Below are 23,085 nucleotides of genomic sequence, written 5' to 3'. Positions count from 1 at the left end.
AACACGGGGAGAGCAGATTCAAAAATGTACTCACCAGTGCCAGTATACCCTGCCAACTGTTCTGTGTCGTTGAATTACTCCAGTAACCCGAGGTCAGTGAGCCGGTTTTCGATCACTGTAAGCGCTTGTTCAGCATCGTCAAGCTGTTTTCCGCCCGTGATGACGAGCTTGCCACTCCCGAAGAGGAGTGCGACGACGTCCGGGTCGTCAAGCCGGTAGACGAGCCCCGGGAACTGCTCTGGTTCGTATTCGATGTGTTCGAGACCTAGGCCGATCGCAATCGCATTCAAATTGAGTGTGTGGTCGAGGTCCCCACTTGAGACAATATTCTGGATTTCGATATCTGGAGAGGTAGCGACATCGACACCCAATTCACGGAGCTCGTCGAAGACGTATTCCAACGCAGTCGTCACATCGTCGACGCTTTTTGCACCCGTACAGACGACTTTCCCCGAGCGGAAAATGAGCGCTGCGGCTTTAGGATCATGCATCCGATACACGAGTCCAGGGAAGTTATCAGGATCGTAGTCGGTGGCTCCTAAATCCTCAGAAAGCGTTTCCAGATCGAGTTCTTGACCGATATCGGACGACGCGACCACATTCTCGACTTGAATTGATTCGGCTGTGACACTCATAGGAGTACCTTCCAGTCACAACCCTCTTAAAACGGGGAGTGACTTCGAGCGTCGGTGTGGTACCTTCCGAATTAGAGGTCGCGGGGCTGGACCGTCTTCCGGTCGTTGGCCTCAGCACGCTTTGCGGCGTCGTCGAGCAGTTCGGCGACCTCTTCGTTGAGGGCGTCGTAGAAATCTGCCGAGACGTTCTGGTCAGAGAGTGCGTCCTTCACGGCTGCTTTGACGATGAGGTCAGACATTCCATCGCGGACTTCTCTCGTCTATGCTATAAAGGTTCGAATTCTCGGTTTGCCATTCTGAGCGTCAGTGAGTCTCACAACAAGAAGATACGGAAAATCATTACGCGGGTGTTGACCGTGACGATAACCGGACTCATCTCAGACTTACGCCCACAGCTGGCAACATCAGGAACCCCTTGTAACAAATTATAAATTTAGTCCCGTCTAATTTCACTCTAATGCTGAGCGCCATCATGGAGGACTATCTCAAAGCGATCTATTACCTCCAGGACGAAACGGATGAACGGGTGCGGACCTCGACGCTCGCTGAGCATATGGACGTAGAACAACCGTCAGTCACCAGTATGGTGAAAAAATTGGCCGAGCGCGATTTTGTCCATTACGAACCCTACAAGGGCGTTGTACTCACAGACACTGGAATCCCGGTCGCGCTCGAAATCATTCGCCATCATCGGCTCTTAGAACGATACCTGACGGAGCGTCTCGAGTACGATTGGGCTGAGGTACACGACGAAGCAGATCGCCTCGAACACCATATAAGTAGTCAATTCGCTGATAGAATTGCAGAGCAGTTAGGGAATCCGGCAGTTGACCCGCATGGCGACCCGATTCCCACAGCGGATCTGGACGTTTCACCGTTACAATCCGGTGAAACACTCGCTGATCAGCAGGTCGGCGACAAGGTTCGAATCGAACGGGTGCCAGACAATGACCCAGATCTACTCCGGTACCTTTCTGAACACGAGATTACCCCAACAACTGTAGTCGAAATTGTTGAGACCACCTCATTTGGGATGGTGACGCTTGTTCCCGATGGCACCAACGAACGAGTTGCACTCCCAGAGGAAGTGGCCCGATCCATAACCGCTCAAACGCTCGCTGGGTCTTCAAACTAAACTGATGAGTCTCCAGTAGTGAGGCTATTAGTTTAGACACAATCTAAGTTTAGATACGTCTAATTTATGTATTGGGTGGGACAATGGGTGTGTATGGGTATGCGAAGGCCTGACCAGCGGAGGAAATCATGCCATCGATAGATTACAGTAGCGCAGCAGACGTCACAAAACGACTTGAAGAGCGACTGGTCGAATCACTCACTGGTGAAACGAGTGTCAGTCGCCGCACGGTCCTCGGCGGGCTCGGTGTTGCAGGCAGTGCAGCAGTCGGACTCGGGAGCTCCCGAGCAGCTGCCTCGTCCGATCACGACGATGAGGGTGAACACGGTAACTTCGGTGCAGTGGGCGAATACCGGGATTTGGATTTCGACCCCCACGAATTCCTCACTGCGTTCAATACCGGAGAGAGCGGACAGGATAACGTTCCCCAACAGGTCTACGAGGAGGATGGCCAAACCGTACGGGAATTCGAGTTCACTGCCGTCGACACGACGATCACGATTGCGCCGGGCGTCGAGTTCTCGGCGTGGGCGTACAACGGCCAGGTACCGGGCCCGACGATCCGTGCCGTCGAGGGCGACCTCATCCGCGTGAAGTTCACGAACCTGGGACGACACGCGCACACGATCCATCCACACCTGAAGAACCTCAACCCGCGAATGGACGGGATTCCACAAAACGGGCCTGGCGTTCTCGATACGGGTGAGTCATTCACGTACGAGTGGATCGCCCAACCCGCCGGCACGCACTTCTATCACTGCCACTCGCTCCCGCTGAAAGAGCACATCCACCGCGGACTCTATGGCACGATCATCGTCGATCCGGACCCCGAACGCGTCAGGGAGAATCCACGCGAGTACGTCAATTACCCGGGCCCGATTACCGACGACTTCCGAGAGCAGCTCGTCGAAGAGGCGAAGAGCCGGAATCACGAGTACGCCGAAAACGACGCCGTCAACGAGATGGTGATGGTGATGAACTCGTTCGATACCAACTTCGATGGCGGTAACGAGGTCTATGCGGCGAACACGCGGGCGTTCGGATATGGAGTTGGTGACACCGACGGTGAGGGCAACTGGACGGCGGGCGAGACGAAACGTCCCATCCAGATCGACAAGGACCAACGCCAGCGCGTATACCTCTCCAATGCAACGGAGTTCGACCTCATCAACTCGTTCCACACGCATTCGCAGTTCTTCGACTACTACGACCACGGGACGACGCTGACGCCGACGAATAAGACCGTGGACACGATCATGCAGTGTCAAGCCCAGCGCGGAATCATCGAGATCGACTACTCGGACCACGAGCCCGGGCTGTACATGTTCCACGCGCATCAGTCGGAGTTCGCCGAACTCGGCTGGATGAGCTTCTTCGAGGTGGTCTAATATGGCGGATAAGACACAAGACACGACGACGGACGGTGGTGTAACGGCTGACGAAGAGATCACACAACCGCTCGGGCTTCCGCGATGGGTCAGCGCGTTACTCCCGATTGTGTTGCTCGTACTCGTTTTGGGCGTGTTCGCGTTCACGTCCCCGCTCGCCGGAGTTCAGAGCGGCACACCGCTTCCCGACGTGACGATCACACATACGACCCTTCCGAGCGACGAAACGGTCGTCTTGCACGTGACGAACAACGGGCCCGAATCTGTGACGATATCACAGGTTCTCGTCGACGAGGCGTACTGGGATTTCCGAGTCGAAGGAGCTGGTGGTGACCAAACGCTCGCCCCGATGGAAAGCGCACAGATCGTGATTCCGTATCACTGGAATCCGGGGTGGGACCTCGGAGTCACCCTCGTACTATCTGATGGAGCAACGTTCCATAATACGATCGTCGCGCCGAGTCAATCACCCGGGTTTAGCCTCGGGCTGCTCGGGACGCTTGCAGTCATCGGGCTGTTCGTGGGCGTGATCCCAGTCGCCTTAGGGATGCTGTGGTTCCCCTACATCAAGACGATGAGCGATCGGTGGCTGCACGCCGTGCTCCTGTTTGCGGCCGGCGTACTGGGCTTCTTGGCGTTCGACGCCGGGTTTGAGGCGTTCGAGCTCGCCGAGAGGATTCCAGGCGCATACGAGGGCAACCTCTTGGTCGTCTTCGGGATATTCGGCGCACTATTACTCGTCCAGGCGATCAGTGCGTGGCGTGAGGGCCGTGTCGCCGCTGGTGATAGTCGGGCGAGTAGCGGTCTCTGGATCGCCTATCTGGTCGCGATAGGAATCGGCTTGCACAACCTCGCGGAAGGACTTGCTATCGGGAGTTCGTTCGCACTCGGGCGCGTCTCGCTCGGTGCATTCCTCGTGATCGGGTTCATGCTCCACAACGTGACGGAAGGTCCGGCTGTCGTCGCGCCGGTCGCCCGCGGGGAACGCCCGTCGCTCAAGCACTTCGCCGCACTCGGGGTGATCGCCGGCGCACCCGTCATCCTCGGGGGCTGGATCGGTAGTCTTGCATACTCGCCGACGATCGGGGCCTTCTTCCTCGCGATCGGGGTTGGCGCAATCCTGCAGGTCGACTGGGAGATCGCGCGAATGGTTCGCGATGCCGGCGGTCGCGTGGCGAGCGCGACGAACCTGCTCGCGTTCCTGTTCGGCCTCGCCATCATGTACGTGACCGATCTCTTCGTTGTCCTCTAATAGGATAACACTCGTTTTCGTTACAATGGTCTCGAAGTTCTACAATCGACGATCGATATTGCGACTCAGCACCGCGACCCTAGCGACTCTAACCACCGCCGGGTGTCTAGGTGGACAGTCATCGTCGGCCCAGACCGTCACGATGCCCGGCGACCTCACGTTCGAGCCGAAGACTGCAACGGTAGAAACAGGAGAGACGGTAACGTGGACGAACGAGAGTGACATCGATCACACGGTCACAGCGTATGAAGAGGAGGTTCCAGACGAGGCCGCGTACTTCGCAAGTGGTGGCTTCGAATCAGAGCGTGCTGCGAGGAATCGGATCACCGAGGGGCTCATCGCTCCGGGCGAGAACTACGAGCACACGTTCGAGGAACCTGGAACGTACGGGTACTTTTGTATCCCACACGAGAGTTCGGGGATGGTCGGGACAGTTCGAGTAAGATAACGAAGTTACTGTAGACAGATCTCCAAGATTGAGCGTGTCATATCGCCAGCTGTTCGACGCTAATCTGTTCATTGATCGATTGACTGACGCTGGATATTCGGTCGGATGAGATAAATTTTCTTCTTCGAAGACAAGTTGGTTTAATCAAAATATCTTTACATCAAAGTGGTTACACGACCGCGAGGAGGATATCCGAAGCGGCGCTGACGATTGCCTCCCAGAGGCTGTTGTGACCGAACACCGCTTCCGGGCCGGTTGCTATCCCTAAAACCGTGTCCATCCCGAAGAACGCAAACAGGGCCGCCCCGGCGTAGTGGGCCTTCCGGACGTCGAACCGGTGTGAGAACGTGTGGAAGAAGTATGCATTCGCAAGGCTTACCGGAATAATGACCAACATTTCGCCTGCCCAGATGGCAGCACTAGCCCCGTACTGTGCCGCCAGCCCGATGGTGACGAGTTGTGTCTTGTCGCCGAACTCCCCGGCTGCCATCATCGCGAAGATGGTGAGGAACTCGCCCAGCTGCCCGCCGATCGTGTGGCCGAACGCTTCGAACTCCGGGTTGATGTCCGTGATCCGTGTCCCGACGACGCCACCGTCCGTCTGTGTGGCGCTCTCGACTGGGACGTTGTGCCCTCCAGGGGCTGACCGGACGAGTAACACCGCGAACAGCAGGAAGAGCGCCGCCGTAATCCCGTCGAGGACGACGCCCGGGAGCGCCTGCTGGAGCGCCTGACCGAACAGGATCTCGAGGACGGTCCAGCCCGCGAACGCCGTCCCGGCCGCCGCGACGACCAGCAGTGGCTTGAACCGGGTCGAGAGCCCGGCGATGATGAACTGGACCTTCTCGCCCGGCAGGACGGTGAGCTGCGCGATGGCCGCGATTACGACGATCTCCAGAAACGGCGTCATGCGTCACCCCGGTGCTCAACGCCCGCCGGGTCGTCGGCGTCGTTCAGATGGGTCACGCTGATTGACGTCGCAACCCCTTCGGGAATGGCTTGCTCAGTGTCGTCGACATCCAGAGTAATCATGCCGAACGGGGCGACATCGACAATACGGACCGCCGTTCCTGGCGTGATCCCGACGTCGGCCAAGTACGCAAGATCATCCTCGTCGCGATCACTGACGCGAGTGATGGTCACTCGATCGCCGACCTCACAGGCTGACAGGGGTGTCATCGGGTCCTGATTCGGTGGCTCTAGATCTTCACCTGGAATTGGATCGCCGTGGGGGTCTCGCCGAGGATTCTCAAGCGTCTCGGCGAGCCGGCGTTCGAATTCCTCGCTGATGTGGTGTTCGAGTCTGTCGGCTTCTTCGTGGACCTGCTCCCAAGGGTAATCGAGGTGGTCGGCCAGATAGGTTTCGAGGAGCCGGTGATGCCGGAGTACTTCGACTGCAACGGTTTCGCCGTCGTCAGTGAGTTCGCTTCCTTGGTACGGTTCGCGTGCGATCAGTCCCTGCGCTTCAAGTCGGTCGAGCGTACTCGTGACCGTCGCCTGTGCCTTGTCGAGACGGTCGGCGATAGCGGATGTCGCAACCGGTGGATCCTCCTCCTGCTGGAGATGGTAGATCGTTTTGAGGGTATCCTCGACAACTGGACTCGGAGACATATAACTACCATTTAGATTTGTCTAATTTAATATTTGGGGACCATCGTGAAGGATCCCGATTCAGTCGAGTTTCACGAAAAGCCATCGGGAGAATTCATCCCATTAGCAGCAGGTGAAGTGCGTACACTGAGGGAAAGTTGCTGAAAAGATGTTGACCGTCTTTTGAGACATTAATTAGGAAGCCTACGAACACAGTTGGGATAGAAATTTGGTCAAGAGCGGTATCGATCGCTGTTGTAAGTTCGTTGAGTGAGTCGAAGAACCGGTTGCTGAGAGCTGCTTGGGGCTGTCTCCAACATTCCTCGACAGGGTTCAACTCCGGCGAATATGATGGGAGCGTCACAAAGGCGAGGTCGTCACGGGCCGCGAGGTCCGTGACAGCCGATGTCTGAAAATACGGTGCGCTATCGAGCACGACGATCAGATCCTCTTCAAATTCGTCGCATAGTGCTAAAATGAAATGTTTTGCGTGATCGGCGGTGACGTACTCGGGAAGCCGTGAGAAAAAGCGATCGCCGTCCTCGGTGATCGCGCCGAGCAAGCACGTCCACTTCCGTTGACCGGATAATTCGACAGAAGGCCGCGTGCCGCGCGGAAACCACGCGGCACGCGGCTCGACTTGGACGGATTTCTTGGTTTGATCGATACAGACTACTGTGGCGTCTATCTCTCGCCGCTTTTTTTGATCTCGTCGTGAAACGCTTCTTGATCGTCTTCGTCGGATTCAGTGGCTGAACGGCGTGGCTTTTGATAGTTCAATCCTGCCTCTTTCAACAACCGCCGACAACTCGGAAGTGAATACTCGACGCCGTACGTTTCTTCGAGAAATTCTTTGACAAGCACCGGCGTCCACGCCGGCGCGTCAAAACCGATCTCTTTGGGTGATGCGTGGACAGTGTGTCCGAATTCTTGCTGCTGTTTTTCTGATAATTTTCGCTTTCGACCAGATCGATGAGCATCAGTTACAGCCTGTTCAAGTGGCTCGTCAGTATCGAGTCGGTTGAGCCAGCTGTAGATCGTTCGTCGGCCGGTGTCGTGCCACTCGGCAAGTTCAGTCTGTGTGACGCCGTTTTTGTACGCGATCGCAGCTAACAACGTTGCGTCGGCTTGTTTCCGTCGACGTTGTCAAGCGCGTCTTAGAGTTCTTCGACGGAGATCTCGTCGAGATGATCCATTAGATACTGTACAGCACTCCGTGCGGATAGTTCTAATGTCTACTATAATTAAGCCATGGTCACCCCAGCGGTTGATATCGTGGAAGCATCGGCGTTGGAACAGTGATGCCGATTGTCATCAATCCATGTCCCAACAAAACGTATCCCAGCAGAATGAAGGCGATACCGAGGAGACGATGGAGTCGTCGGCGATGAATGGCATCGACGGACTCAATAAGCGTTCCATAAGCGAAAACGGCTGGTATCGTCCCAATACCAAGCGTCGCTAACGCGAGAAAACCGGATACAGCAGATCCCGTCGCGAATGCGAACAGGTACGCGGGATACAGTATCGGACAGGGGAGCAACCCATGAAGCGCACCGAGGCCAACGATTCCAGGAGTATTTACGTATCGGTCAACGCGAACAGCGATCCAATTGGTTACTCTCTGTACTCCAGGAATTCCGAGACCAGCAGCACCTCCGAGAAGATATTTCACACCGGATACGATGATGAATATCCCGATCAAAATACCGACGCCGCCCCGGACGGAATCGGCGATTGCGGTTATTTGGTCCGCTGAAATAAACACGAAACCACCAAGCGCGCCGAACACCCCACCGATGAGCGCGTAGCTGACCGTCCGCCCCAAATTAAATAGAGCGTGTTGACGAACCTCATATGTGGTAAGATGTCCACGTTGACCCGGGGTACCTGACCTCACCGTCCCGGCGTCTCCACGGGGAGCCATCCGCTCGGCATACATGGTCACCAGCGGCCCACACATACCGATACAGTGTGCCCCACCAAGCACACCAATAGTCAAAAAGAGAAGAAGATCAACACGGAGGACTGCGTCAAACATCGTAGGTCGATCAACCCTTTACTACGCTCTCTATTACTAATTCTGGTTCAATTGCCGAACATAGATTCCGTTGTAAAACCGTTGAAGACGGGTTCGAGAATCATACCAGAACGGGCTTGAGCGTGACTTCCCAACTGTCGAGTGATGACTGACGAGAGGGGAATCCCCCGAAGAGAATTTCTCAAGTCGGCCGTCGCTATCGGCGGAGTAGCAGGATTTAGTGCCTGTTTAGGCCGTGAAGAAGTCGATATCCCGACGGCCCCGGATGATCTCTCATCGTATCCACAGCGTCAACACGCTTGGAATGAGGTCCTCTCACGAGACGACCACGGAAACGTCATCGCCCCGAGCCATCGGGTGCTTCTCTATCTGAATTACCGAGGAGACGGACAACCGAACGAAGACCACCGCGATCGGGTTGAAACAGCTCTCCGTGGCATTGAACACGCCTACGAGCGAAGCGGAGACGGATTATTGTTCACGGTGAGTTATTCTCCGGCATACTTCGACCGGTTCGACGAATCACTTCCTGATGGCGTTGACCTCTCCGATCCGGAAGCACTTGCTCCGTTCGAGGAGCCCGAATTAGATACACCGGATGCGGTCGTCCATCTCGCGAGTAACACGGCGCAGGCGGTGATCGGTGCCGAAGAAGCTCTCAAAGGGAGCAAACCGACCCTCAACGATGTCGATCAGCCTAAGGCTACATTGACCGATGTCTTCTCACTCGCCGACCGGCGGACGGGCTTTATCGGGAACGGGTTACCGGCGGAGAATGTAGGTGACGCTGAGGGTGTTCCAGCCGACAAAGTTCCGGAGGACGCACCTCTGTTTATGGGGTTCAAATCAGGGTTCACAAAGAACCAGGCCAGTGAAGATCGTGTGACGATCCAGTCGGGGCCGTTCGCCGGTGGCACGACTCAGCATATCTCCAAGCTCCGGCTCAACCTCAACCAGTGGTACAATCAGGACGACCGCTGGCAGCGCGAGGCGAAGATGTTCTGCCCATATCACGCCGAGAACGATGTCGTCAAGGGTGCCGGAGACAACCTCGGCGACAGCAACGGAGTCGATGAGTGTGAGCCGACCAATAAAACCGCCCGCGAGATGGGTGTCGTCGGTCACGCGCAGAAGAACGCCCGTGTTCGCGACGATGACGGCTCGCCGCTGCTGCTTCGTCGTGACTTTGATTCGACTGACGGAGGACGAGCGGGCGTACATTTCCTCTCGCTCCAACGGCGGATCAGCGACTTCGTCGACACGAAAGAGGCGATGAACGGAACCGATATTTCCGAGAAGTCGGCCGTCGGGCAGCGAAACAACAACGGTATCCTCCAGTATATCCGGACGGAGCGTCGCGGCAATTACCTCGTGCCCCCGCGGGGTTTGCGCGCGCTTCCGCCTGTATACCCAACCGGCAGCAACGGGGAGGAGGTGACGTATGCGTCGTCGTGATGTGCTCCGGGTCGCCGGGAGCACTTCGATCGTCGGCCTCGCTGGGTGTGCCAGCGTGTTCGAGACACCTTCTGCTTCTGCCCCACCAATGGCCGGGAATCGGCCGGATACAGTCTACCATCCCACCCACTACGAGGGAATGAAAATGGCTGGAATGAAACAGCAGGATGGGTACAAGTGTGCGCTCACGTACTCGTATCCGCATCGCTTCTGGCTGATGAAGCCAAACGGGACCACGAAGGTTGACATCCAGTCGGCGGATTCCGTTCATATAATGCCGGTCGTCTGGGACGCACAGACAGGGATCATTCCGCCCGATATCAATCCGCAGCTCACGATCACACAGAATGGGGAATCGATTGATCAATTCGCGCCGTGGCCGATGCTCTCTCAGCCGATGGGCTTTCACTTCGGCGATAACGCCCAACTTCAGGGCGACGGCACATACACTGTCGAGGTCAGTATCGGCGGGCCGTCGACGCGGCGGACCGGATCGCTGGCCGAGAACCAGGGGAACGCCTCGTTCGAGTTCGAATTCGAGTTCAGCGAATCGACGCTCGATGAGATCTCGTACACAGACATCTCCGACGACAAGGAAGGCACGAGGGGTGCTGTCGATCTAATGGACATGGAGATGATACCGGACTCGCAGGTGCCGACGCCGGACGCACTCCCCGGTGACGTGCGTGGCTCGGAAACGACCGGAGACGCGAGGTTCGTGGTTACGGTCCTCGAAGACGCGTCGCGTTTCGGTGGTGACGGGGAACAGAAGTACCTCGCTGTGTCTCCGCGCACGCCGTACAATCGGACGATGCTGCCGATGATGTCATTATCTGTAATATTACAGCGCGATGGTGCGTCAGTATTCGACGGAATTCTACAGTCAACCATCAATCCAGAGCTCCGCTATCACTACGGGACAACAGTTTCGGACGTACAGACGGGAGATGAGCTGACGATCACAGTCGATTCGCCCCCACAAACGGCTCGCCATGAGGGATACGAGACAGCCTTCGTTGATATGCCGGAGATACAGATGACATTGTGACTTTTTTGCTCTGTTGAATCCACAGAAGGCGTCGTTGTCGGTTCACGCTGTACTCGACTCAGGAGCGCTGTCGAGAGATCGGAATTCCCGTATCGTCATCGGATTCGACCGAGCAGACCGAACTAAAACCCGAAAAGGAACGGATTAACGCATAAATTAATAATTCAATTTTATTTTTTGTTAGAGATTATTATATTAGGGGGGCTAAATGGCAGCTAATTTAATAAGTTTGTAGTCGTTAGCGGCGTGTAATGACCCAACCTGACGAAAGATCCCACGACGAAACTGGTGAACCACGGGGTCAGACCCACGAGGATGGTCATACGCACGACCACGATCATGGAGATCACGAACACGGTCATCACACCGGACAAGATGACGAAGATGTTGTTTCATCGGTAGATAGTGAGGACGTTGCGCAGTTATCGGTCCCGGAGATGGACTGTCCATCCTGTGCCGGAAAGGTCGAGAGCAGCGTCGGAAAGCTGGACGGCATCGACAGCGTCGATCCGCAGGTGACGACGGGGACGCTGACAGTCTCCTACGATCGCGAGCAAACGAGCGCCACCGCGATAACTGAACGCGTTGAGAAAGCGGGATACGCGGTGGAGAACGCTGGCGAACTGACCTCGAAATTCACCGTCCCGGAGATGGATTGCGCATCGTGCGCGGGCAAGATCGAAAACGCCCTCGACAGGGTCGACAGAGTGACAACGTACGAGACACAGCCGACGACCAGAACCGTCGTTGTCACGTACGATTCGTCGAGAGGCGGGGAAGCGGATGTCATCGACGCGATCGAAAGCGCTGGGTATGAGGTCACAGACACAGCAGGCGACGGATCGGAACGTCAAAACGCGGCCGGAGATCGTGAGAGCATTTGGACAAGCTCTCGCGCGCTCAAAACGTGGGTCAGCGGTGGGTTCGTCGCGCTTGGGCTCTTCTTCGAGTTCTTCCTTACCGGCCAGAACGCTCTCGTAGCCGAGGTCGTCGGTCGCGAGCTGCTCATCGCGGATCTCTTCTTCCTCGTGGCCGTCGGAACCGCCGGGCAGGTCATCTTCCGTAACGGCTACTACTCCGCGCTCAATCGGAACCTCGACATCGACCTGCTGATGAGCATTGCCATCAGCGGTGCCATCGTCGCGAGCCTCGTCTTCGGCGAATCGCTCTACTTCGAGGCCGCCACGCTCGCGTTCCTGTTCAGTATCGCCGAACTCCTCGAACAGTATTCGATGGATCGCGCGCGCAACTCCCTCAGAGAATTAATGGATCTGTCTCCGGACGAAGCGACGGTGAAACGGGACGGCGAGGAGGTGACGCTTCCCGTTGATAACGTGGCGGTCGGCGACATCGTCGTCGTGCGTCCGGGAGAAAAAATTCCGATGGATGGGAACGTGATCGACGGAGAGAGTGCCGTCAATCAGGCCCCCATTACCGGTGAGAGCGTGCCCGTCGACAAGACGCCGGGGGATGAGGTGTACGCGGGGACGATCAACGAGCAGGGGTATCTCGAAGTCGAGGTCACCTCCGAAGCGGGCGATAACACGCTCTCCCGCATCGTCCAGATGGTCGAGGACGCGCAATCGAACAAGACGGAACGCGAGCAGTTCGTCGAGCGGTTCTCCTCGTACTACACGCCGGTCGTCGTCGGCTTCGCGATCGTGGTAGCGGTTATTCCGCCGCTCCTGTTCAGCGTGTCGTGGCCGACGTTCATCGTCTACGGACTCACGCTGCTCGTGCTGGCGTGTCCGTGCGCGTTCGTCATTTCGACGCCCGTCTCGGTCGTCTCGGGGATCACGAGCGCCGCGAAGAACGGCGTTCTCATCAAGGGCGGCAACCACCTCGAAGCGATGGGCGCGGTCGAAGCGATCGCGATGGACAAGACAGGGACGATCACGAAGGGCGAACTCACGGTCACGGACATCGTCCCGCTCAACGGCAACAGCGAGGGAGACGTCCTCCGGTGTGCCAGCGGGCTGGAGTCGCGGTCGGAACATCCTATCGGCGACGCAATCGTCGAATTTGCCGAGGAGAGCGACGTCGATGCCCCTTCGGTCGACGATTTCGAGAGTATCACCGGCAAGGGGGTCGAGGCTGATCTCGACGGCGAGAAACATTACGCAGGCAAGCCTGGTCTCTTCGAGGAACTCGGATTCGACCTCGAGCACGTCCATGCGACGACTGACGGCGGTGTCGTGACGACGAGGAGCCGTCGGATATGCGAGCGCAACGACTGTCTCGACCTGCTTGAGGAGACGGTTCCCGAGCTCCAGTCACAGGGAAAGACCGTCGTGCTCGTTGGTACCGAAGACGAACTCGAGGGCGTCATCGCCGTGGCTGATGAGATCCGGCCCGGAGCGAAGCAGGCGATCCAGCGACTCCACGACCTCGGTGTCGAACACATCGTCATGCTCACGGGGGACAACGAACGGACCGCCCGTGCGATTGCGACCGAGGTCGGCATCGACGAGTTCCGGGCGGAACTCCTGCCTGATGAGAAGGTCGAGGCGATCACGGAACTCGACGAGAAGTACGACGGAGTCGCGATGATCGGCGACGGCGTCAACGACGCGCCGGCACTCGCAACGGCGACTGTGGGCGTCGCAATGGGCGCGGCCGGAACGGATACCGCGCTCGAAACAGCGGATATCGCGCTCATGAGCGACGACCTATCGAAGCTGCCGTACCTCTACGACCTCTCTCACGACGCGAACAGCGTGATTCGGCAGAACATCTGGACGAGTCTCGGTGCCAAGGGCCTGCTCGCACTGGGCGTCCCGTTCGGCTTGGTTCCGATTTGGGCGGCCGTCCTCATCGGTGACGCCGGGATGACGCTCGGGGTCACTGGCAATGCGATGCGTCTCTCTCGAATCACGCCGACAGCAGACGACGAAACCACCGCTTCGGATGGGTAGTTTGAAACCCCAGATCCTTCGCGTGTCCGGCACAGGGCTCGGTGTCGACAGGTGGAGATCGGTCGAGGAGATCCGTCCGCGAAAGTACAGTGGCTTCCGAGTCGAAACAGCAGCGCAAACGTAGAGTGATGACCGTACACGAGCATACACACGGAGAGTCGTCAGAGCGCGATCCTCCGTCTGACACGAGTAATAGTACGCGCCGACTGGCACTCGTCGCCGTCGTCAACTTTGTGGGGTTCGTCGTAGAGCTTGCTGGCGGACTGTTGTTCGGTTCGGTGGCGCTCATCAGCGACGCGATTCACATGTTGTTCGATATGCTCGCGTACGCGGTGGCGTACGGCGCAAGCTACACCGCCGAGCGGTTCGAGGGCGGCGAGGCGTGGTCGTACGGTCTCCACCGACTGGAGCCGGTTGCGGCCTTCCTGAACGGCGTCTTGCTCCTTCCGATGGTCGGATACATCCTCTGGGAATCCTACCAGCGGTTCCTCGAGCCGGTGGCGATCGACCCGGAGTTAACGCTGATCATCGCCACAGGCGGCTTGCTGGTGAACATCGGCTCGGTGTACGTGTTACAGGGCGGAGAGATGAGCCTCAACGAGCGCGGGGCGTTCTATCACCTGCTCGGTGACGCCGGTGGTTCCATCGCTGTGATCGTGTCCACGGTCGCTGTCGCCGTCTTCGATCTCCCTATCGCGGATCCTGTGGCTGCCGTACTCATCGGACTGCTAGTACTCGCGTCGGCCGAGAACGTCCTTCGAGAAAGCACAGCTATCCTGCTGGAGCGGAGCCCCGTGTCGCCAGCGGACCTCCGAGATGAATTGACGACACTCGACGGCGTCGACGGGGTCGAGGACCTCCACGTCTGGCAGGTCTGTAGTCAACTCACCGTCGCGACCGTCCGCCTCACCGATACGGCGACCACGATCGAGGAGCAACAGACGGTCCGGTCGCGGGTCCACGACCATCTCACGGACCAGGGCATCGACCACGCAACCGTCGAGTTCGGCGAGCGGAACGACCAGATCGATACCACGAATCACACCCACTAATGATGGCTACGACCGCATTCAGTCGAATGTTCGAGATACCAGACGAAACTGGCGAGAACCATGTAGTGCTTCGCGTCGGTCGAGAGACGCGAAAGAAGACCGGGAGCTATACTCGTTCCTCGTTGAGAGGACCGACCAGCACGGGCGTACCCACCAGGTCAGTCGTAACAAATCACAACTATGAGACGTATGGGGACGGACCGCATCGAAATCGACCAACCAAAGCCGACTTGTGGGATAGAACCCTACGATAACATCTGAATAATGTCATCGATATCTCGTTTCCGATCCGTCGCCTCGGCGATCAGTCTCACGTATGGATCGTACGTCGCGGGGACAGTCATAGTTCTGGCCGTCGTGACAGTCGTCAGGCTGTTCGGAGTCGACCTCGCGTCACGTCCAGCACTCAGGCTGGTTGTGAGTACACTCTTCCTTCAAGGGGTGACGTTCGGGGGCATCACCGTCCTCTATCTCAAAGGCCGTGACCTCGGGTTCGGATTCGTGCCAGTCCGTCTGCCTGACAAACGTGACGGGGCGGTTATCGTCGGGGGGAGTATCGTAATCCTGGGGTTGCTCTTTGCTGCGTCCTCCGTGATCGCGGCCCTCGGTCTGAGCACAGCCCAAAACCAAATCGTCGAGGTCGGGCAACAGAACCCCAGCGTATTCCTCCTACTTATTCCGCTCCAATTCCTGTTGGTCGGCCCAGGGGAAGAACTACTCTTCCGAGGACTCGTACAAGGGACTCTCCGTGAAACTCTCCATCCGGCCCGTGCAATCGTCCTCGCAAGCGCCCTCTTCGCGTCGATCCATCTCTTTTCGTTGTCAGGAGAAGGCAAACTGGTGTACATCGGTATCGCGTTCCTTCTGGCCCTCGTACTCGGAGCAGCGTACGAGTACACGGACAACCTCGCGGTTCCAGCCGTGATACACGGTGCGTACAATGCGATACAGTTCGCAAGCGCATATCTGACCGCCACGGGCGGAATGTAACTGTTCCCCAGACCGTTTACTCCGAATGCCGATTTTCGTGGCGGAAAATACCGGTCTGCTTGTAAGACCTGTTCGGCTAATACCGAACATGTTTGCTCGCTTTCTCAGGTACAGGGATTTCGCGGTCCTTCTTTAGCCGTACAACAGAGTGTTCCAACTGTACTATGACTCGATCCTTCGGTGCTCCTGGAACCGGACTGTCTCGACGAGAATTCCTCACCGCGACCGGCGCGACAGGCCTTTCGGCGTTGGCAGGTTGTTCATCGAAGACGATTAACGCGCCGACGGCGGCCACGAACTCCCCGAACGAGGCACAGACATCTTCGTCGGATCTACCCTACACCAGCCCTCCGACGGTCGTCAACGTCGACGAGCAGGGCGGGTCAGTGACGATGGGGACGCAGCCGGCGCGACACGCCGTTCACCCGCTCGATTCGATGGGCGGCCCGGTCGAGTTCCCGCGGGTCTGGGCCTGGCAGGCCGACGACCACGACCCGAGCGTCCCGGGTCCGATCCTCAGGACGACCGAGGGGAACGACATGGAAGTGACGCTCGACAACACGAACGGACGCCGACCGCACACGATCCACTTCCACGGCGTCACCAAGACGTGGAAGAACGACGGCGTCCCGACATCGACCGGAATACAGGTCCCAGCGGGCGAGAAGCACACCTACGAAATTCCGGCGAACGTTCCGGGGACGCACCTGTACCACTGTCACTTCCAAACACACCGGCATATCGACATGGGGATGTACGGAATCTTCCGAGTCGATCCCGAAGGCTACGAGCCGGCGGACCGGGAGTACTTCATGACGATCAAAGACTGGGACTCGCGGATCCCGAAGACATGGGCCGGCGAGGGGAACTTCACGTACGATACGACCTCGCGGACGCCGGATGTCTTCACCGTCAACGGGAAGAGCGCGCCCCGGACGCTCCATCCCGAACAGGGGTCACCGATCATCGTCGATCAGGGCGATCAGGTTCGCATTCACCTCGTCAACGGCGGGTACATGTCGCACCCGATGCACATCCACAACCATCGCTTCCAGCGCGTCGAAAAGGACGGCGGGGTCGTTCCGGAAGCCGCCAGACACGACATCGACGTCACGAACATCGCCCCCGCGGAACGGCACACGATCGAGTTCACGGCCGACGCGGACCCCGGGATCTACCTCATGCACTGCCACAAGGTCAACCACGTGATGAACGGGTCGTTCTACCCCGGCGGCATGCTTACCGGCGTGGTGTACCGCTCCGTCATGGACTCGGACATCTTCAGTCAGCTCATGGAGTACGCCGGCTACGAACCGAACTGACGCGATCTGATACGCATTTTTGAACCGTCCCGAAGGACTCTACAGGACGGTTCCACGCGTATGCAGACCCTCGGGCCGGTCACGAGGTGCGTCTCGAGGGGAAACGAGAGAGACAGATAATTGTGTGTGAGTCACTAACCCCTCGCAATGACTCAGAAAGGCCGAAGCGAGAACGCTGATGCCGATAGACAGAAACCTCGGCGAAGGTCAATCCGGCTACTCGTCTTAGTTGCTGTCGGGATCAGTCTCCTCTCGCTGGTCCCGACAGTTTCGGCCCACGGTGGTGCTGAGTCGTCGGCACTCTCACAGTCGCACGGGTTGGCGATCGCTGGTATCGGTGCCCTCGGAGTTGGTGCTCTCGTCTTCCTCAAGCGCAGCAAGCGGATTTCGCCGAGAACCGCTCTGTACGGAATTGCGATCGGTATCGGTATTGCTATCACCGGCGCAATCCTTTTCGAGGGTCTAGCTCCGGATCCGACGTATCAGGCGGGCTCGATGCCGTTCCCGCGGTCGTGGTATCAGCCGCTCGCGATCGGAACCGGCCTGTTGGTCGTGGTCGCGAGTTTCATTACCGGACTCGTGCGATGGACGACACGTCCTCGGTATATGGCTCTCGGCATGCTGCTTGGCGGCTGGATACTGTACCCGTATCTGCTGCCCGGATTCAGCGGCTACACCAACCCGATCGGGTACGGGATCGTCCTCGCGACACCACTACTCGTCGGCTACATTCTCTGGAACGACGTTGGCACGGCACTGTCGACGATCCTTCGGGATCCGGTGGCGCGTCGGTTCGGATTCAGCGTCGGAGCCATGGTGAGCCTCTTCTTTATGGCGACGACTGGATACCTATCCTTCTTTAGTGAGGAGGGCGCTCCGCAAGAGACGACCGTGGCGGTCCTGAACGTACTGTATCAGATCGTGCGATGGCCCACTCTCGAGGTCCTGCTCCCCGACGTTCCGTTTTTCATTGCGATCTCTCCCGGTGTGGTCATCGTGCTCGGACTCCTCGGCGTCCTCGTGGGGTTGAACGCGGCCGCCGTCGCTCACTCGTGGCGTCTCGATCAGCAGGCGGGAGCGACACAGAGTACGGCCGGGACGGCGACGGTCGTCGGTGCGTGTACGTGTGGGTGTTGTGGCCCCCTCGTCTCCCAAGTCGCTGTCATCGCGGCCGGCCCGACGATCGCGGCGCCGATATACTGGATCTTCGTCGATTCGGCGTCGCCGCTCAGTTCGATATTCCTGTTAGGGAGCATCGCACTGTTCACCGGAACGCTCGTGTATTCGATCGACTCCCCGACGCCCGTCCGGCAGGACGCGTCTGAGCTCAGTGCGGGAGTTACCGAATAAACATCCCGGCCACGTCGACCCCCGGCTGCTGATCGTTCATCGAGACTTGTTGAAAACGAAGTATGGACCACCGGGGGTGGTAACCGAATGAGGACGCTTCAGACGGAGTGACACTGTGAGTTTGGGGGCGGTGCCGGACAGGGCCGCTACGGACTAGCGCGGAATTCGCCGTGTTTCATCCCGAAGAAGTACGCGACCACCGAGAACGCGATCATCGAGGGGAGAACCATCATGAAGACGGTCGAAGGTGCCATCACGGCGGTTAGCGCGACCGTTGCGACGGCGACGATCACGGCGAGCGGAACCACCGAGCGCACGAAGTCGAACTCCATGGTTGTAGTAGTGTCTAGACAAGCATAGTCCTTTAGAAACAGAAGCGATTCGGATCTTTGGTGACGGCCGTACCGATCGGATCAACGATGCTCGAATGATAGATAGCCACCCTTCTATGTCAGTAGTACAACTCGGCTCCGAGTTCTGTCGGCGGCCGAGCCTCGCTACCCGAGGAGTTTTCGTCGAGTGTTTACCGCGATCAACCCACCGCCAGCGATGACCGCGGCCGCTGCCGTCAGCGGATTGAAGAACCCGACGGCCAACGCCGCGAGGGCAATACCGTTGTAGGAGAACGCGAGGAGGTTGTTCTGTTTCACACGACGGCGAGCCGCTCCCGCGAGGTCGAACGCGGTTTCGACGGAGCGGATGTCGTTATCGACAATCGCAATGTCGGCGGCGTCGGCGGCCAACGCCGTCCCCCCGCCCAGCGAGATGCCAAGATCGGCGGCGGCGAGCGCCGGTGCGTCGTTGGTGCCGTCACCGACCATCGCGACCTGCCCGTCAGATTTGAGTCGCCGGATCGTCGCCGTCTTCCCCTCCGGCGGAACCGTCGCAAAGACGTGCGTCACGGCGTCGTGTCGCTTGAAGAAGTCCGTCGCTTCCTCGTCGTCGCCGGTCAGGACGACGACCTCCGTGCCTCGTTCTCCGAGCCGAGAGACGGTGTCGTCCCAGCCGTCCCGCGGCTCGTCCCCGACGACTATCAGCCCCTCTGCTGCCCCGTCACGACCGATCACGACCGGCAGCTGACCGAATCCCTGAGCGTCGGCGACCCGCGACCGGATATCGTCGTCGACGGTCCACCCCTGTTCCGCGAACAGATCGAGGTTCCCGACGAGATACGACGTGTTGCCGATCACGCCTTCGATACCGGATCGGTGGTTCGTGAACTCCCGTATCCGATTGTCGCCTTCCGTTCCGACCGCGTCGTCTGCCGAGCCCGACTGATCCTCCGTGTCGTCGCCTCCATCTCTGCCGGCGAACGCCGTCACAATCGCGTTCGCGGCGGGGTGTGACGCTCGTTGTTCGAGCGCGGCGACGGCGTCGAGCAACTCCGCGGGCGCGTCCGCTTCTATCACCTCCATCTCTCCGGTCGTGAGCGTCCCCGTCTTATCGAAAACGACGATATCGACGTCGCGGAGCCGTTCGAAGACCGTTTCGTCGAAGATGATGATCCCGCGCCGGAGCGCACTGGAGAGACTCTTCGCGACCGACAACGGCGTCGCGAGTCCGAGCGCCCACGGCGAGCCGGCGAGGAGGACCAACAGCGCGAGGAGGGCAGCGTCGGGCGGGGCCATCCCGAATGCGAGCGCCCCGACGCTGCCGACCGTGACGGCGGCTCCGACGACGAGGAACACGGCGTACGACGCGAGTTGGTCGGCGTGCCGCTGGACCCCGTGCGTCGCGCTCTGTAAGTCCCAGACAGCGGTCGTTATCCGGTCGATACTGCTCGTCACGTCTGGGCCGACACGGACCAACGCAGCGCCGTCCGTGACGATCGACCCCCCGATCACGTCGTCGCCGGCGCGTTTCACCACCGGAAGCGACTCACCGGTCACGATCGCTTCGTCGACGGTACAGCTGTCTTCGACGAGTTCGCCGTCGACCGGCACGCGTTCCCCCTGTCGAACGAGGACGACATCGCCCGCCTCGAGGTCCTCGACGCGAACGTCCTGAGTGGTTCCGTCTGCGTCGTACGTCCGCGCCTGCTCGACCTGCGATATCGTGAGCTCGGTGAGCCGGTTGAGTGCGCGCTGTTTGATCGACGACTCGTAGAACACCATCGCGGTGACCGCAGCCGTCACGACGATCGCGAGGTCGTAGAAGATATCATTCTGTCCGAGGATGACGGCGGCCGTACTGTACAGATACGCACTCACCGCAGTGATCGCGACTAACAGGTCGGTGTTTGGCCGACGCATTTTCAGACTGATGTACGCACCCCGCAACACCGGAAGCCCGGTGAAGACGAGGATGATCCCGGTCATCACGAAGTAGAGTCGGAGAAAAACGAACGCGCCCTGACTGTCCAGCCGGAACGCACCCTCGAATATCGCGAGCGCTTGCCAGTCGAATATTGATGCGAGCTGCGCGGGATACAGAATCGCGACGTACGGGACCAACAGGAACGCGCCGAAAAGGAAGCCAACGGAGTACCGCATGCCCAAGAGTTGGTCGTCTCGCCGCTTTCGAATACCACCCATCTCCCGTGACCGGCGCGTCGTCCCGCCGGCTGTATCCGCCTCTGTCGAGGCGTCGTCACGGAGGTATGCTGTGTACCCGAGCGTACTCAACGCGTCACGCAGTGTATCCTTCGATACGGTTTCTGGGTCGTGGTCGATGCGGATCGTCTCTGTAACGTAGCTCGCTTCAGCGGCGGTCACTCCCGCCTGGCTCTCAGCGACCGATTCGAGATATGCCTCACATGTCGCAGAGTACATCCCATCGATCCGTAGAAACGTCCGAGAACCGTCTCGTTCGGGCGGATCTGCGTCTCCTGTCTGTGTACTTTCGCCCCCAGGTGGGGATTGGGTGTCGTCGAGGGAACCGACAGCTCCGAGTGTCGTGTACACATCGTAGCAGCCACTCGAACAGAACCCGCGGTCACCGGGAGCCTCGAATGTGGAAGGTTGAATCGGTCGGCCGCACAGGGAACACTTTTCAGTCATACTGTGATGGGAATGATACGTTCTATTATTTTGACAGCACTCCATCTCAATTGGGTATTACTGTACATATTTCTATGAAACGAGTATCATAATAAGGAGCCAATCAATTGTGTAGCATTACGAAGGTTATGTTTATGTGGCTGTCGCTATCTATCGTATAGAATTTCTCTTTGAGATCAATGTAGAGTCAATCAGGTTCTCAGTACAGTCGCAGTTAAAAATGAAGGCCCAACGCAACATCGTTTCAATTAGACAGGCCAGCATCTCTTCGAGGAAAAACGAGCCGCTGAATAGCTCCTTAGCGGTCATTGAGAACGCAGCGAAGTGTATTCCGAATTCGAACTCAAAGACTAATTTGGTCGCTGTTCCAACGCCAAAGCTGACCGCAAAGATGTGGGTCCAGAATTAACGTAACTGTTCGTTCACTGGCTGTTCAATACGAATGTCTTTCCACGTGAAACAAATGAGAAACGGTAGGTATCATACTTATCCTGAGAAATAATTTTATGACTTCGACAGGTCAAACGAGGGCGGCGTCCTATGTATTGGGAATCCACCTTAGCCACTTATATTGGGGTGTTTAATCGCTAAGTATGGAGCGGAGACAGATTCTCAAGACCGCTGGGATTCTCGCTACAGGTAGTGTAACTAGTCTTGCCGGATGCAGTGGTTCAGGGAACGGAAACGGTGAGAGTGAGGCGACGACGACAGAGGATACAAATGGAGATTCAGGAGGAGAAACGAATGCTGGATCGGGTGGCTCAAACACGGTAATGATGGTCACCGAAGGGAGCGAGTATTATTTCGATCCCATCGGGTTGTTCATCGAACCCGGAGAAACCGTGACATTCAAAAACCAGAGTGGGAGTCACTCGGCAACTGTCTACAAACAAGGAACGAGTTCAGCAGAGGTGACACGGATTCCCGAGGGAGCAGAAGCGTTCAATAGCGAAATCCTGAGTGAACAGGGGGCAACGTTTGAGCATACGTTCGAGACCACGGGCACGTACGATTATTTTTGTATCCCGCACAAATCCTTGGGAATGGTTGGGCGGATTGTCGTTGGCGAACCCGGCGGTCCCGCGGAGGGGGGTATGCCGCCGGACGGAAATGTTCCCGAAAGCCAGACCATCGTCGATCAAGACAGCGTTTCGTACAATTCATTTTCTGAGTAAATAATTGGTCTTAAGTATAGTTGGTGTATTTATACGAGCCGTCACACCAGACAACGAACCATCTTCAAACGACTTTCCAGAGTTCCCACGGTGAGGGTTAATTAACGGGCAACTGTACCGAAGAGTAGGACTCGGTCAGAACATAGCGAATTCCCAGCCAGTTTTCAGAGGAGGTCTGTCCGCCCACAAAACAAAGCAATATCCGAAAACGAAATCGGTGAGCGCAACATCTTCGAAGAGTGTGCCCGAATACCGACTGCTCAAAGCATACAATAAAATACTTCCGATTC

At 57.8% G+C, this 23,085-nt stretch carries 20 protein-coding genes and 1 pseudogene; 12 read left to right on the top strand and 9 right to left on the bottom strand.

The window, feature by feature from the left end; all coding sequences use genetic code 11:
- Positions 1 to 74: 74 nt before the first annotated feature.
- Complete coding sequence (locus AXA68_RS15575; RefSeq protein ID WP_049987858.1) at positions 75 to 635, bottom strand: TATA-box-binding protein; 561 nt, start codon at positions 633 to 635, stop codon at positions 75 to 77.
- Positions 636 to 706: 71 nt separating this feature from the next.
- Positions 707 to 874: a DNA-binding protein gene (locus AXA68_RS15570; RefSeq protein WP_066419186.1), complete on the bottom strand. Its 168-nt coding sequence runs from the start codon at positions 872 to 874 to the stop codon at positions 707 to 709.
- A gap of 218 nt (positions 875 to 1,092) precedes the next feature.
- Between AXA68_RS15570 and AXA68_RS16345 the strand changes: the two genes are divergently transcribed.
- From AXA68_RS16345 to AXA68_RS15555, 4 genes are all read left to right on the top strand, one after another.
- Complete coding sequence (locus AXA68_RS16345; protein WP_080505349.1) at positions 1,093 to 1,770, top strand: metal-dependent transcriptional regulator; 678 nt, start codon at positions 1,093 to 1,095, stop codon at positions 1,768 to 1,770.
- A gap of 128 nt (positions 1,771 to 1,898) precedes the next feature.
- Positions 1,899 to 3,158, top strand: coding sequence for a multicopper oxidase domain-containing protein (locus AXA68_RS15565; RefSeq protein WP_066419182.1), 1,260 nt, complete (start codon positions 1,899 to 1,901; stop codon positions 3,156 to 3,158).
- A gap of 1 nt (position 3,159) precedes the next feature.
- Entirely contained in the window at positions 3,160 to 4,410 is a 1,251-nt protein-coding gene (locus tag AXA68_RS15560) for a ZIP family metal transporter (protein WP_066419180.1), read from the top strand.
- A 25-nt stretch (positions 4,411 to 4,435) separates the two neighbouring features.
- Complete coding sequence (locus AXA68_RS15555) at positions 4,436 to 4,858, top strand: cupredoxin domain-containing protein (protein WP_066419178.1); 423 nt, start codon at positions 4,436 to 4,438, stop codon at positions 4,856 to 4,858.
- Positions 4,859 to 5,027: 169 nt separating this feature from the next.
- Here AXA68_RS15555 and AXA68_RS15550 read toward each other — a convergent pair whose 3' ends face one another.
- The 4 genes and pseudogenes from AXA68_RS15550 to AXA68_RS16335 all read right to left on the bottom strand — a co-directional run bounded on the left by AXA68_RS15550 (position 5,028) and on the right by AXA68_RS16335 (position 8,489).
- The gene (locus AXA68_RS15550; RefSeq protein ID WP_066419176.1) at positions 5,028 to 5,768 is read right to left on the bottom strand and encodes a TMEM165/GDT1 family protein; all 741 of its coding nucleotides are present in this window, start codon (positions 5,766 to 5,768) and stop codon (positions 5,028 to 5,030) included.
- Positions 5,765 to 6,469: a metal-dependent transcriptional regulator gene (locus AXA68_RS15545; protein WP_066419173.1), complete on the bottom strand. Its 705-nt coding sequence runs from the start codon at positions 6,467 to 6,469 to the stop codon at positions 5,765 to 5,767. Before AXA68_RS15545 ends, AXA68_RS15550 begins: the two co-directional genes overlap by 4 nt.
- Positions 6,470 to 6,659: 190 nt before the next feature.
- Positions 6,660 to 7,644, bottom strand: a pseudogene (locus AXA68_RS16340) (IS630 family transposase); the annotation flags it as partial.
- A 59-nt stretch (positions 7,645 to 7,703) separates the two neighbouring features.
- Positions 7,704 to 8,489, bottom strand: coding sequence for a sulfite exporter TauE/SafE family protein (locus tag AXA68_RS16335; RefSeq protein ID WP_080505348.1), 786 nt, complete (start codon positions 8,487 to 8,489; stop codon positions 7,704 to 7,706).
- A 144-nt stretch (positions 8,490 to 8,633) separates the two neighbouring features.
- Between AXA68_RS16335 and AXA68_RS15540 the strand changes: the two genes are divergently transcribed.
- The 7 genes from AXA68_RS15540 (at position 8,634) to AXA68_RS15510 (ending at position 18,621) form a co-directional block, all read left to right on the top strand.
- Entirely contained in the window at positions 8,634 to 9,944 is a 1,311-nt protein-coding gene (locus AXA68_RS15540) for a DUF7405 family protein (RefSeq protein WP_066419171.1), read from the top strand.
- Positions 9,931 to 10,992: an iron transporter gene (locus AXA68_RS15535; protein ID WP_066419169.1), complete on the top strand. Its 1,062-nt coding sequence runs from the start codon at positions 9,931 to 9,933 to the stop codon at positions 10,990 to 10,992. Before AXA68_RS15540 ends, AXA68_RS15535 begins: the two co-directional genes overlap by 14 nt.
- Positions 10,993 to 11,243: 251 nt before the next feature.
- Entirely contained in the window at positions 11,244 to 13,907 is a 2,664-nt protein-coding gene (locus AXA68_RS15530) for a heavy metal translocating P-type ATPase (protein ID WP_066419167.1), read from the top strand.
- A gap of 128 nt (positions 13,908 to 14,035) precedes the next feature.
- Complete coding sequence (locus AXA68_RS15525) at positions 14,036 to 14,959, top strand: cation diffusion facilitator family transporter (protein ID WP_066419159.1); 924 nt, start codon at positions 14,036 to 14,038, stop codon at positions 14,957 to 14,959.
- Positions 14,960 to 15,223: 264 nt separating this feature from the next.
- Positions 15,224 to 15,949, top strand: coding sequence for a CPBP family intramembrane glutamic endopeptidase (locus AXA68_RS15520; protein ID WP_080505347.1), 726 nt, complete (start codon positions 15,224 to 15,226; stop codon positions 15,947 to 15,949).
- Positions 15,950 to 16,113: 164 nt separating this feature from the next.
- Positions 16,114 to 17,271, top strand: coding sequence for a multicopper oxidase domain-containing protein (locus AXA68_RS15515; RefSeq protein WP_066419155.1), 1,158 nt, complete (start codon positions 16,114 to 16,116; stop codon positions 17,269 to 17,271).
- A gap of 147 nt (positions 17,272 to 17,418) precedes the next feature.
- A complete protein-coding gene (locus AXA68_RS15510; protein ID WP_066419153.1) occupies positions 17,419 to 18,621 on the top strand; it encodes a hypothetical protein in 1,203 nt (400 codons plus the stop codon).
- A gap of 146 nt (positions 18,622 to 18,767) precedes the next feature.
- Here the strand turns inward: AXA68_RS15510 and AXA68_RS15505 are convergent, their stop codons facing one another.
- From AXA68_RS15505 to AXA68_RS17645, 3 genes are all read right to left on the bottom strand, one after another.
- The gene (locus tag AXA68_RS15505; RefSeq protein ID WP_066419150.1) at positions 18,768 to 18,953 is read right to left on the bottom strand and encodes a DUF7333 family protein; all 186 of its coding nucleotides are present in this window, start codon (positions 18,951 to 18,953) and stop codon (positions 18,768 to 18,770) included.
- Positions 18,954 to 19,118: 165 nt separating this feature from the next.
- Complete coding sequence (locus AXA68_RS15500) at positions 19,119 to 21,620, bottom strand: heavy metal translocating P-type ATPase (protein WP_066419148.1); 2,502 nt, start codon at positions 21,618 to 21,620, stop codon at positions 19,119 to 19,121.
- 150 nt (positions 21,621 to 21,770) lie between these two features.
- On the bottom strand, positions 21,771 to 22,013 hold the full coding sequence (locus AXA68_RS17645; RefSeq protein ID WP_449272155.1) for a cytochrome ubiquinol oxidase subunit I: 243 nt from the start codon (positions 22,011 to 22,013) through the stop codon (positions 21,771 to 21,773).
- 200 nt (positions 22,014 to 22,213) lie between these two features.
- Between AXA68_RS17645 and AXA68_RS16330 the strand changes: the two genes are divergently transcribed.
- Positions 22,214 to 22,795, top strand: coding sequence for a plastocyanin/azurin family copper-binding protein (locus AXA68_RS16330; RefSeq protein WP_080505346.1), 582 nt, complete (start codon positions 22,214 to 22,216; stop codon positions 22,793 to 22,795).
- The last annotated feature ends 290 nt before the right edge of the window (positions 22,796 to 23,085 follow it).

Source organism: Halorubrum aethiopicum (assembly GCF_001542905.1).
Classification (GTDB): domain Archaea; phylum Halobacteriota; class Halobacteria; order Halobacteriales; family Haloferacaceae; genus Halorubrum; species Halorubrum aethiopicum.
This window is presented reverse-complemented; position numbering and strand designations above follow the sequence as displayed.